Source organism: Ferruginibacter sp. (genome assembly GCF_014377975.1).
In the GTDB taxonomy this organism is placed as follows: domain Bacteria; phylum Bacteroidota; class Bacteroidia; order Chitinophagales; family Chitinophagaceae; genus Ferruginibacter.
This window is the reverse complement of record NZ_JACMOO010000139.1, coordinates 1-12,385: the sequence shown is the minus strand read 5'-3', so window position 1 is coordinate 12,385 and position 12,385 is coordinate 1. Positions and strand designations below refer to the sequence as shown.

General features: G+C 38.6%; 13 protein-coding genes. 8 read left to right on the top strand and 5 right to left on the bottom strand.

Annotated elements, in window-relative coordinates; genetic code table 11:
* The first annotated feature begins 77 nt into the window (after nt 1-77).
* From H7254_RS08385 to H7254_RS08380, 3 genes are all read left to right on the top strand, one after another.
* Nucleotides 78-293 carry a hypothetical protein gene (locus H7254_RS08385; RefSeq protein WP_301932541.1) on the top strand — a complete coding sequence of 72 codons (216 nt, stop codon included), beginning with the start codon at nt 78-80 and terminating at the stop codon, nt 291-293.
* 102 nt (nt 294-395) lie between these two features.
* Complete coding sequence (locus tag H7254_RS21455) at nt 396-578, top strand: putative toxin-antitoxin system toxin component, PIN family (protein ID WP_367875428.1); 183 nt, start codon at nt 396-398, stop codon at nt 576-578.
* Nucleotides 579-762: 184 nt separating this feature from the next.
* Nucleotides 763-1,926: a PLP-dependent aspartate aminotransferase family protein gene (locus H7254_RS08380; protein ID WP_301932540.1), complete on the top strand. Its 1,164-nt coding sequence runs from the start codon at nt 763-765 to the stop codon at nt 1,924-1,926.
* Nucleotides 1,927-2,043: 117 nt separating this feature from the next.
* Here H7254_RS08380 and zwf read toward each other — a convergent pair whose 3' ends face one another.
* Nucleotides 2,044-3,507 carry a glucose-6-phosphate dehydrogenase gene (gene zwf / locus H7254_RS08375; RefSeq protein WP_301932539.1) on the bottom strand — a complete coding sequence of 488 codons (1,464 nt, stop codon included), beginning with the start codon at nt 3,505-3,507 and terminating at the stop codon, nt 2,044-2,046.
* A 151-nt stretch (nt 3,508-3,658) separates the two neighbouring features.
* Nucleotides 3,659-4,669, bottom strand: coding sequence for an acyl transferase (locus H7254_RS08370; protein ID WP_301932538.1), 1,011 nt, complete (start codon nt 4,667-4,669; stop codon nt 3,659-3,661).
* 35 nt (nt 4,670-4,704) lie between these two features.
* On the opposite strand from H7254_RS08370, the gene H7254_RS08365 reads away from it, so the two are divergent.
* The 4 genes from H7254_RS08365 to H7254_RS08350 all read left to right on the top strand — a co-directional run bounded on the left by H7254_RS08365 (nt 4,705) and on the right by H7254_RS08350 (nt 8,857).
* A complete protein-coding gene (locus tag H7254_RS08365; RefSeq protein WP_301932537.1) occupies nt 4,705-5,145 on the top strand; it encodes a hypothetical protein in 441 nt (146 codons plus the stop codon).
* 139 nt (nt 5,146-5,284) lie between these two features.
* Nucleotides 5,285-6,397, top strand: coding sequence for a M42 family metallopeptidase (locus tag H7254_RS08360; RefSeq protein WP_301932536.1), 1,113 nt, complete (start codon nt 5,285-5,287; stop codon nt 6,395-6,397).
* A 402-nt stretch (nt 6,398-6,799) separates the two neighbouring features.
* The gene (gene tgt / locus H7254_RS08355; protein WP_301932535.1) at nt 6,800-7,939 is read left to right on the top strand and encodes a tRNA guanosine(34) transglycosylase Tgt; all 1,140 of its coding nucleotides are present in this window, start codon (nt 6,800-6,802) and stop codon (nt 7,937-7,939) included.
* A gap of 204 nt (nt 7,940-8,143) precedes the next feature.
* Nucleotides 8,144-8,857 (top strand): OmpA family protein, encoded by a 714-nt coding sequence (locus H7254_RS08350; protein ID WP_301932534.1) that lies wholly within the window; start codon nt 8,144-8,146, stop codon nt 8,855-8,857.
* Between the two features lie 96 nt (nt 8,858-8,953).
* On the opposite strand, the gene H7254_RS08345 is transcribed toward H7254_RS08350, so the two are convergent.
* Both H7254_RS08345 and H7254_RS08340 read right to left on the bottom strand, forming a co-directional pair.
* On the bottom strand, nt 8,954-9,817 hold the full coding sequence (locus tag H7254_RS08345) for a hypothetical protein (RefSeq protein ID WP_301932533.1): 864 nt from the start codon (nt 9,815-9,817) through the stop codon (nt 8,954-8,956).
* 87 nt (nt 9,818-9,904) lie between these two features.
* A complete protein-coding gene (locus H7254_RS08340; protein ID WP_301932532.1) occupies nt 9,905-10,399 on the bottom strand; it encodes a TM2 domain-containing protein in 495 nt (164 codons plus the stop codon).
* A gap of 447 nt (nt 10,400-10,846) precedes the next feature.
* Here H7254_RS08340 and H7254_RS08335 point away from each other — a divergent pair, with 447 nt between their 5' ends.
* Nucleotides 10,847-11,938 carry an LptF/LptG family permease gene (locus H7254_RS08335; protein ID WP_301932531.1) on the top strand — a complete coding sequence of 364 codons (1,092 nt, stop codon included), beginning with the start codon at nt 10,847-10,849 and terminating at the stop codon, nt 11,936-11,938.
* 305 nt (nt 11,939-12,243) lie between these two features.
* Here H7254_RS08335 and H7254_RS08330 read toward each other — a convergent pair.
* A partial coding sequence (locus H7254_RS08330; protein ID WP_301932542.1) for a pyrroline-5-carboxylate reductase occupies nt 12,244-12,385 on the bottom strand: 142 nt, incomplete at its 5' end.

Below are 12,385 nucleotides of genomic sequence, written 5' to 3'. Positions count from 1 at the left end.
TACTCCAAAAAAAAGTGCCTGATAAAACTGCATTTTTTTTAAAAAATAACTGCAGGTAAAATTCAGTAAATTTGACCATGGAGGCATTGAAAATTGAAATATTGAATCCCAAAGCTTTAAAACTTATAAAAGGTATGCAAGAGCTGAATTTAATAAAAGTAAGCGAAGAGCCGGCTTCGAGATTAAAGATCTATCTAAAAAAAATGAGACGAAATTCTCCTAAAGCGCCAAACCTTAAAGAGATAACCAACATTGTTGAAAAGGTAAGATCAGTAAGGTATGCCAAAAAATAAAGCTCCGTCAAAACTTATTATTGATACTAATTTGTGGGTTAGTTTTCTTATTTCCGATAAGCAACGAAAATTAGACCGTTTGTTGTCTATTGAAAAGGTAGAATTCTCTTTAGCACTGAGCTCATAGATGAATTATCCAGGGTATCAACGTATGCCAGACTTAAACCTTATTTCGGCGCTGGGGCAATTGTAGAAATGCTCATAAATTTAGAAGCATTTATTGATCTTATAGAAGTTAAGAGTGCCGTTTTTATTTGTCGCGATAACAAAGACAACTTTTGTTAAGCCTTGCAAAAGATGGCAGAGCAAATTTTCTCTTAACGGATGATAAAGATTTGCTGATTCTGCAAAAGCTTGGAAAAACTAAAATTATTACTATAACCCAATTCTTTGAAGATATGAAGCTTTAGTGTTCAGAAAAATATTGAGCACGAAAACGAAAATAGAAAGGAAAATAAAAACTAAAAAAATGAATCCCATTACAAAAGCCATCCGCATACAAACAGAACGCAGCAGCCAGATGGAGCACGCCACACCGATGTTTTTAACCAGTAGCTTTTGCTACAACGATGCAGAAGAAATGCGGGCCGCATTTGCGGACGAAACCGATGCCAATATTTACAGCAGGTTCAGCAACCCCAACAATACAGAGTTTATTGATAAAATGGTAGCGTTGGAAGGTGCCGAAGCTGGCTTTGCCACCGCCTCCGGAATGGCAGCAGTGTTTGCATCTTTTATGACCTTTTTAAAAAGCGGCGATCATATACTCGCCTGCAGTTCGGTGTTTGGCAGTACGGTTACCGTGCTCAATAAATACCTGCCCAAATTTGGTATTGAAGTTAGCTATGTGGCAGCCAATGAACCGGAAGCATGGGAAGCAGCCATCCGGCCCAATACCAAAATGATTTACCTGGAAACACCTACCAACCCGGGACTCGATATTATTGACCTTGAACTGGTGGGTAAACTTTGTAAAAAGCACCACATTATATTTAATGTAGACAATTGCTTTGCTTCCCCCGTTTGCCAAACACCCATTGCTTTTGGTGCCGACCTGGTAATACATTCTGCCACCAAATGGCTGGATGGTCAGGGACGTGTTTTAGGCGGAGTAGTGGTAGGTAAAAAAGAGCTGATTCATGAGCTGTATTTATTTTGCAGAAGTACCGGTCCTGCATTGTCGCCCTTTAATGCATGGATACTTAGTAAAAGCCTTGAAACCCTGGATGTGCGCATGGAACGCCATGCAGCCAATGCCTTAAAAATTGCGCAGACCTTAGAGGGACATGAAAAAATAAGCTGGATAAAATATCCTTTTTTACCCAGTCATCCGCAACATGCCATTGCAGTAAAACAAATGAAAAACGGAGGAGGTTTAATCTCCTTCAATTTAAAAGGAGGGCTGGAAAGTGGCCGCAAATTTTTAAATCATTTAAAAATGCTGAGCTTAACAGCCAACCTTGGTGATACAAGAAGCATTGCTTCTCATCCGGCAAGTACTACCCACGCCAAACTAAGTGAAGCAGAACGGCAAGCCGTAAATATAACGCCAGGCCTTATTCGCATTTCTGTTGGGCTGGAGTATGTGGATGATATTCTGGAAGATATTCTGCAGGCGCTGAAGAGCAGTTAATCAGGCATTAAAAAATTAGTAACTCTTTCGACTACCAAAGTTTTTTAAACTCAGGTAGTCTTTTAGTATGAACTTTAATCAGCCATTAAAACATCCACCAGCTCAACATCTGGCATCCTAAAATATATCCGATCCTTCGGGGCCCTGCATGCCTGCGGGGTAGTTGGGGAAATTTAATGGAATATCTTCCTGCCAGGCGCTCAATACCGGCATAATGATATCCCAGGCTGCTTCCACCTGGTCGGCACGCATAAATAAAGTGGTGTCGCCCTGCATCACATCCAGCAGCAAGGTTTCATACGCTTCAGGTGTTCCGGTTTTGTAACTTTCGTCATAATCAAATAACATGTTTACGGGGTTTAGCAACATTTGCAGTCCGGGCCGCTTAGCCTGAAAATTCAGCGAGATAGTCATTCTTGGCTGAATGTTCATGGTGATGGTGTTGGGTTGCCAGTTACCGGTTGCTTCTGACGGAAAAGATTTATGGGGCACCGGTTTAAAGTGGATGGTAATGTAACTCCGGGCTTCATTCATCCGTTTGCCGCTGCGTACATAAAACGGCACACCCTGCCAGCGCCAGTTATCAACATATAATTTCATGGCTGCAAAAGTTTCGGTGTTGGAGTCTTTATTTACACCGGGTTCATCGCGATAAGCCTTTACTTTTTTTCCTTCTATCCATCCATCATTGTACTGGCCACGAATAGCATATTTGTGTACATCATGTTGCTCAATATCTCTTATGGCGTGCAACACATCTGTTTTGCGGTTTCGTATTTCATCTGCATCAAAACTAACCGGGGGTTCCATCGAAATTAAACAAAGCAATTGCAGCAGGTGATTCTGTATCATGTCCCTTAATGCGCCGGCATGATCAAAATAACCGCCACGGTTTTCTACACCCAGTTGCTCGGCTACGGTTATTTGTACATGGTCAATGTAATTACGGTTCCAGATGGGTTCAAACAGCGCATTGGCAAAACGGAAGGCAAGTATATTTTGCACGGTTTCTTTACCCAGAAAATGATCAATGCGGTAAATCTGCGATTCGTCAAACGTAGTACATAAAATTTTGTTCAGGTGGCGGGCACTGTTAAGGTCCTGCCCAAAAGGTTTTTCTGCCACAATACGGCTGCACATCTTATCAGCAGCCAATCCTGCATTGCCAATACTGGTAACGATGGTTTCTATAAAAGACGGTGATACGGCCATGTAAAATATGCGGTTACTTGTGCCATTCCATAATTTTTCTGTTTGTTTTATTTGTTTATCAATAAAACTATAGGTAGATGCGGCTTTAAAATCTGCCTTTTTATAAAGGAGGCAATTTTCAAAAGTCTGCCAGTCTTTTTTCTTTGTTTTACCACTGCGGCTGAATTTGTTAATGCCATCGTGCACATGCAACTGAAACTCCGGCAGACTCATGGTTTTAATATCCAGCCCCAGCACTAAAAAATTTTCGGGCAGCCAGTTATCTAAATACAAATTATAAATAGCGGGCAATAATTTACGCCAGGCAAGATCGCCGGCAGCTCCAAAAATAACAATGATAGTTTGCGAAGGTTTTGTTGTTGAATCCATATTTATTTATTTAGATTGATAAGGTATAAAGATAAGACTTATAGTAAAAAGCCGAAGGCAGAAAGCAAAAGGCAGCATGCACTTTATCCAGGCACTGCTGTCAATTATAACCTGCCAACTCCGAAATAAAAGCTCCTGGCTTTCAGCCCTTTTATAAAGAAAGTAAACTACATCCCCTGATATCAGCATTATCTAATCTGCCTAAAATTTCAAAACTTTCATCAGGGTGCAATTTTGCAGCATCATCAGTGGCAATAAAACTGCAACTGTAAATATTAGCGAGGTCAATCACATTGAGCGCACCGCTGACGATGTTATTTTTGTCAGCCACCAGGCACGATAACGGATCATCTTCTTCTCTTACCAAAACTTTCATCCATGGCGGACATTTAAAAATGCCATCGCCGGCAGAGTATGCCTGGCTAAGTAGTTCGGTCATTCCATATTCTGAATGAATTTTATTTACGGTAAAACCATGGCGTAAAATACCGTGTACTTCCTGCCGGGTTATTTCTTCCCTGCGGCCCTTCATGCCACCCGTTTCCATAATAGTTGTGTAGCTTAACGGTATAGGGTATTGTTCTGCAAAATCAAGCAGGGCAAAGGTTACGCCAATTAACAACGTTTTTTGCTGTTGATTTTCCAGTTGTTGCAGGGTTTGGTGAAGTTTCTCCGGTTCATTTAAGTAAAAACCACTTTGCCGGTGCCCGCTTTGTTCAATAAGTTTATCTGCCATCATCACCAGCGAAGAATTATTTCTTTCTAAATAAGAGGGTAGTAATGCAATGATGCACCAATTTGCCGGTTCACCATAAAACAACCGGAAGGCTGCATTAAAACTTGCCTCATACAAACCTATATCTTTTACCAGGTGTTTGCTGTTGATGGTTTGTGTAGTACCACTGCTTTCAAAAATGATGGCAGGTTCAAAACCGGTAGTCGCAATGGTTTGCGTTTTAAAAAATGCAATGGGTAAAAAAGGAATATTTTTTATGTTATTTATGGTGGAAGGGTGAATGTGTAAAGCCTGGCAATATTGCTGATATACCTGGTTGTGCTGGTATTGATATTGAAAAAAATCCAGTGCTGTAGTAACAAAATTTGCTTCATTTACGGAAGCTAAATTATTTGATAAAGTTATATTTTTAATGGAACTATTCAATTTCAATCATTAATTTTGAAGTATAATTTACAAAGATGCGTAACACTATTTTAATTGCCCTTGTTTGTTTTATTTTTTTAGGTTGTAAAAAGGATTCTTTTTCTTCAACACCATCTTTAATTTATAAATCAGTAAATACAAAAGTTTTGTTTTCCGGCCAGGTAATAAAATTTACCCTTTCTTTTACTGACAAGGAAGGAAATCTTGATTCCATTTTTATTCAAAAAATTAATCCTTCTTGCAGCCAAAGTAACACTACCGAAAGATTTTACCTGGGCGATGCAATTGTAAAACTCAATAGCAAAAGCGATGACCTCCTGGTTTCATTCGGCTATCGTGTAGATGGCTATCCATCAATTGGTGAACCAAAATGTGATTTTAACGACACCTGTTATTATCGTTTTTCTATAACGGATAAAACTAAACACCACAGCGATACGGTTCGTTCAGAAACTATTGTTATAATGAAACAATAGGAAATTGTGGTGTAACAATTACAGAAAATTCCTTTTAATTGATTACTTCATTTTTGTATAACCATCATGTGCAGATATTTTTGATGCTGCACCTGCTTTATATGCCGGGGATTTAGTTAATTTGTAAAAATTAATTTTCATGGCAAAAAAAAAAGTAAAAGCAGCAAAAAGCATTTTAACGGATCAGTCATATACGTTCCTTAAAAATTATATCAACAATCCTTCTCCTACAGGTTTTGAAAGTTGCGGCCAAAAATTATGGCTTGAATATGTAAAGCCTTATACAGACACTTTTTTTACAGATTCTTATGGCACTGCAGTGGCAGTTATTAACCCAACGGCTGCGTTTAAAGTAGTGATAGAAGCGCATGCAGATGAAATAAGCTGGTTTGTAAATTATATTTCTCCCGAAGGATTTATTTACCTCAAACGCAACGGAGGTGTAGATCACCAGATAGCTCCATCCATGCGGGTATTGGTACATGGCAAAAAGGGTGCAGTAAAAGCGGTGTTTGGATGGCCGGCAATACATACAAGAATGGCAAGCGGCGATAACAAGGAACCTCAACCCAAAGTGGATAATTTATTTTTAGATTGCGGGGCACGTAACAAAAAGGAAGTGGAAGATCTTGGAATTCATATTGGCGCTGTAGCAACCTATGAAGCCGGCTACGAAGAGCTTGCGTACGATTACCTGATAGGCCGTGCGTTTGATAACCGCATTGGCGGTTTTATGATTGCCGAAGTTGCCCGCCTGCTGCAGCAAAATAAAAAGAAATTACCCTTTGGTTTATACATTGTAAATGCGGTACAGGAAGAAATTGGCTTGCGTGGTGCCGAAATGATTGCCCGCAGAATTAAGCCCAATATAGCCATCATTACCGATGTAACGCATGATACTTCTACGCCAATGATCAGCAAAATTATCCAGGGCGATACAGTTTGTGGTAAGGGGCCATCGTTAACTTTTGGGCCCGCTGTGCACAATAAATTATTGGATGTAGTGCAGGAGGTAGCTGCTAAAAATAAGATACCTGTTCAGTTGCACACCGTAAGCAGAAGCACGGGTACTGATACCGATGCGTTTGCCTATGCCAATGATGGATGCCCAAGTGTACTCATTTCTATGCCGCTGCGTTATATGCATACCACGGTAGAAATGCTGCACAAAAGTGATATAGAAAATACCATCAAACTGATGTATGAAACATTGCTGACCCTAACGCCTAAAACTAATCTGAGTTATTTTTAAGGGGCTGTTTTTAATAAAAGTTTTACGATAAAAATGTTGATTCCTGCTAAGAGGTAATTTTTTATACGGTTGCCTGTTTGCACCAAAAATGAATCAGCTTGTTTATAAATTGCGGATTGTTATAAAACTTATCAGGTGTTTTTATCAGCAAGCGATAATTGCATCAGGTAAAAAACAGGCCACTTTTTATGTATGGGTTTGATAACTTTATAAATTCGTTGGCCTAAGATTCATTTGCTGACCCATTTGCTGTACAATGCCATAAAATTTAAGTATGTGCGCATTACATGCAGCAGTAGTAAAATATTTTGAGGTAATAAATAGAAGCGCTGATCAACAGGCGTTTTAATGTACTAATGCAATAATTTTGAAAGTCTTCTTATAACTGGAAGCGGTTTTTTTATGGCAGCACTAACATTTGAACTTCAGCACACAGATACCGCAACAAAAGCAAGAACAGGAAAAATAGCTACAGATCATGGTGAAATTTTAACACCTGTATTTATGCCTGTTGGTACTGCCGGCAGCGTAAAAGCAGTAACACAACAGCAATTGATAAAGGATGTAAAAGCACAGATCATCCTGGGCAATACGTACCATTTATATTTACGGCCGGGTTTGGATGTTTTAGAAGCTGCAGGCGGATTGCACCAGTTTAATGCATGGAACAAACCCATGTTAACCGACAGCGGCGGCTACCAGGTTTTTTCATTGGCTAATAACAGGAAATTGACTGAAGAAGGTGCCCTTTTTCAAAGCCATATTGATGGCAGTAAGCATATGTTTAGTCCGGAAAAAGTAATGGACATCCAGCGCATCATCGGTGGTGATATCATTATGGCCTTTGATGAATGCCCGCCATACCCCAGCGAGTATGGGTATGCAAAAACAAGTATGGAGTTAACCCACCGCTGGCTGCAGAGATGTTTTACCCGTTTTAATGAAACGCCTGACAGATACGGATATACGCAGAATTTATTTCCAATTATACAGGGTAGTACCTATAAAGATTTACGCACTGCATCGGCCCAGTTTGTGGCTTCGCAAAATGCAACCGGCAATGCTATTGGCGGATTAAGCGTAGGCGAACCAATGGAAATGATGTACGATTTTACGGAACATTGTTGTGATATTTTACCGGTGCATAAACCACGTTATCTGATGGGTGTTGGTACACCCTGGAATATATTAGAATGCATTGCGGTGGGAGTTGATATGTTTGATTGTGTAATGCCCACCCGCAACGGCCGCAACGCCATGTTGTTTACCAGTAAAGGTGTTATTAATATTGATAATAAAAAGTGGGAAAAAGATTTTTCGCCCATTGATGACGGTATTGATTGTGAAATGAGCAGTTACTACAGCAAGAGTTATTTAAGGCATTTAATGAAATCAAAAGAATACCTGGGTCTTACAATTGCCAGTGTTCATAACCTGGCTTTTTATCTGTGGCTGGTGGCAGAGGCCCGTTCACATATTGCAGCAGGAGATTTTAAAAGCTGGAAAGAAGCCATTGTTTTGCAGTTGCAACAAAGATTGTAAAGTAGAAAACGCCCTTTCGCTTCGGTAAAAGTTCATCATTGGTATGCGGTATAAGAGGGCGATGCAACCATGCTGCCCATAGCTTGTTGGCCCGGACAAAAAATGAAACCACTCTAAAAAATATTACCCGCTACACAATAATTGAATTTTGGGCATCGTATATTTTAAATTTATCTTTAAAATATAATTAAAAACCAATTCAATATGCCGAAGCAATATTTTTATTTATTGATGGCTTTAATAATGCCTGTTGCAATATTTGCACAGTCTAGCCCGGCGGCCCCAATGAATTTACCGAAAGATGCGCCGGTAAATGTCAGCATTGCTGATGCTAAAAGTGGAAACCTGCTAAGCAACGAAATTGTGGTTTTTAAAAGCCGGGCCAATGGTACCGAATTTCAGGGTTTGTCAGATTCTACCGGAAAATTTACGGTAAGGTTGCCCAATGGTACCAAGTATGATATTTATATCCTGGGCTTTCATGATAGTACCAGTTACAATGTGCTGGACATACCTGCATTAAAAGATAACCAGTATTATAAAAATCCTTTTAATGTGGATATTCAGTTTGAAGCTCCCAAATCTTTTGTGCTGGATAATTGTACGTTTGAAACAGGCAAAGCAACCTTGCAACCTGAGGCCTATAAAGTTGTGGATGAACTGGTGGAATACCTGAAAAGAAAAGAAGATGAAAAAATAGAAGTGGGTGGACATACAGACAATGTAGGTAAGCCGGAAGCAAATATGATTTTATCTACCAACAGGGCAAACACAGTGAGGACCTATCTTTTAACAAAAGGGATTGCACCAGAAAGGGTAACTTTCAAAGGGTATGGTATAACGGTGCCCATTGCCGAAAATGATACTGCGGAAGGCAGGGCTTTAAACCGGCGTACTGAGGTTAAAATAATTGAGTAGGCTTGCATTATTTTCCAATAGAATCGGATGCTTTGATACTCGATAAAATTATCAACTATCACTTTAAAGTTGATAATTAATCTTTGTGAATTTTTATTAAGGTTTCTTTTTTGTTAAATAAATTGTTCTCACTTCGTTAACTATAGCCTTGGTTAAAATAGGATATTGTTCAACAGCTGACTCTATTTTTATCGCAGCGGTATTGGGCGGTATGCTGCCTTCATTTAAAGCTATAATTTTTAAGGTATCAACAGCATTGCCCGAAAGGGCAATTTCTAACACTTTTGTGGTCGCAGTAAGTGTGTAATCTTCTAAAATGTATTTTCCATTTAACAAAATGGCTATTTTGTCGCCATCAATTTGCCCGTTATCCCATAGAGTAAGCTTTACGGTATTTCCTGTAATGGACAATGACTTGCCTTTTTCATTTGAAAGTGTGACTAATTTACCACTGTTTTCCCGGGCAATTTTTTTTGAGTTGTCATGAAACTTGTCTTGCTCATCCCATTTTTTAAGGATCACTGTTGCTTTGTCAGTATTTATTAAATTTATCAGGCCATTTGCACATGCAGTATTTTTATCAATTTTAAAACCGGTAAACTTGCCAGACAAGGTTTCAACTACCTTGTTGTCAGCTATGTTAAGGGTTGCATGAACAAAACATAAGTCATTATTTTTTAAATCAACCTTTGATCTTATAACATTATTTTCCTGAAAACTGATTGTTTTTTTTACAGTATCAAATGAACCAGAAATTTTTGTTTTTGTTTCATTTGGACCGCCGGGGTCCGTGAGACTATAACCATTTAACTTGTTTTCGATGTTTATGGTAAACCGCAGATAATATTTATACGAGGTGTTTTTCGAAATCTTTATATTGCCTGCAAAGTACAGCGTATCGGAGGCATTTGAAAGTTTAGCAAACATTAAAAAAAGAAAAAGCGCAACTATAATTTTCATACTTAAATTTGATTGTATAAAAGGGTTGTGTATAAAAAAGAGGCATGCAATGCAGCCTCTTTTTTATATTAATTAAATATGGTAGACTTAATCGTCAAAGCCCTCTTCAGGAGAAAGGCCACCTGTAAGGATACGGACGAAATCTACGAGCGCCCAAATGCTAACTCCCAGGATCAAGAAGTATCCTACAATTGCCAGTATAGGAATTGACTGGCCCATGCCGGAAACAAATGAAGCGAGACCTGCAATCATCAATGCCAGGCCAGCTACAAAAATTCCCAGTTGCACAAAACCTTTTTGCTTTTGCCCCATGTAAAAACTGTGAATGCCCAAACTGCCTAAAAATATAGCCAGAAGGGCAGCAACGATTTTGCTCTTTCCTCCACCACTCATCGACCTGGAGTTTTCATGCATTACAGTTTTAAGTTGTTTTTTCAATTCCTTACTGGTGGCAGGCTTTTCAATTAGGTCGCTGTTAATGCCATTTTCTGCATTTAGTACAATGGCATCGGCAGGGGCTTTTTCAGTAGGAAATGCTGCCCACAGAGTTGTGGCAGTGAAAAATAAAAATAGTGTACTCAACAGAGCAAGTTTGGACAAATGCTTCATTAGATGTTAATTTAGGTTAAGAAAGAATGAAAGTTAGTGAACTATTCATAAAAGAGTGAAACAATTTAATAACTTGATGAATATTTTTATTCGGTTATTTTTTTTAAAATATTATACATCTATTATAAAGAATTAAATCTCAATCAGAAGAAGCTAATTTTTTTGGAGTGATGCATCCGTTGATCTTTATTTATTTTTGTCAGTCGTTCTTTGGCAATATGCAATAAAAAATACACAAAGAAATACAACTGCCTTACGCACCGGTACTAACTGTTATCTGGGAGAAGTTATTGTGTAGTAGCTACTAATTACATGCTTTTTGAATTGCTCCTGCTGGTTACCCGTTGTAATTTCACAAATACTTTGCCATCCACATTTTACTGCCTGCCTGTTTTAGGTTAGTTTTGCAGCCAACCGAAAATGAAAAAGTTAGACAAGTACATACTAAAAAATTTTTTAACCACCTTTGTTTTTTGCCTCCTGCTATTTACTGTTATAGTGGTGGTGATTGATACCAGCGAAAAAACAGACGACTTTCATAAATCGGGCTTATCGTTATGGACCATTATTAAAGAATATCATTTTGGTTTTATTCCGCGTATTGATGCCATGTTATTTCCATTATTTGTTTTTATTGCAGTAATATTTTTCACCGCAAAAATGGCCGACCGCTCAGAAGTAATTGCAATACTTAGCAGTGGTGTAAGTTTCAGGCGTTTTTTACTTCCTTACTGGATTGGAAGTTTTTTACTGGCCATTATATTATGGCTGGGCTACCAGTTTGTGTTACCAAAGGCCAATACGGTATGGGGCGTTTTTCAGGCAAAATATGTGGATGTTAATTTTGGAGGAAATGAAAATAAATCTTTTATGCAGAATTTTTATTTTCGCATGGATTCTAATACCTACGCAGGTTTACGCAGCTATGATACTGCCAGTAAAACCGGATCTAATTTTTTTATACAGGAGTTTAAAAAAAATGAAATGGTTTACAACCTGCGGTGTGAAAATATTTCGTGGGATACTGCTGCACGAAAATGGAAGTTGACCAATGTACTTCAGCGTACGTTTAACGGCGATAAAGAAAAGATAAGGCACAATGACGCATTGCTGGTTGGGTACAATTTTAAACCTGTTGATCTGCGCCGCGATGAATATTTAAAAGACCGCCTGCCCACACCAGAACTGGATCATATGATAAGGATGGAAAAGATAAGAGGTTCTGAAGACATCAATTCTTTGCTGGTAGAGCGTTATAACCGGGATGCCATTCCTGTATCGGTCATTATTTTAACTGTGATTGGTGTCTCACTTTCTTCCCGAAAAGTTAGGGGCGGCAGTGGGTTTCACCTGGCCGTTGGTGTTATACTGAGTGTATTATATATTTTATTTGGCCGCTTTTCGCTGGTGTTTGCAACCAAGGGAAACTTTACTCCATTTCTTGCTGCCTGGGTACCCAATATTATATTTGGCTTTATTGCCCTGTATCTTTACCGCAGGGCAGCCCGGTAAATTTTCCTGTACTTTAAATTTTGTCTAAAGCTAAAAAGGTTTAACAGTTAATAAAGGGTTGTTGATATTTTTTACCCAATAGTCTTTTGCTTTTTCCGGTGTATCCTTTTTTATTTTCAAACCCAGCTACAATGCAGTACCATAAATAAATTACGGGAGAGGTGTTTTGTTGTGCAGCCGTTATTTTAGTAATACAACCGGAAATAAAAAAAAGAGGAGATAATTTTTTTATTTGAGTATAGTTGCATGAATATGCACAGGAAAAGATTCAATAAAACTAGTAGCGCAGAACAGGATTATAAAAATTATCCCTTTACAATTTTATGATAACTGGTAGCAATTCCTTTTATTAAAGAAGAACTGAAACCCTGGTGTTCCATTTCATTTAAACCTGCAATGGTACAGCCTTTGGGAGTAGTAACCTTGTCAATTTCCTGCTCGGGATGG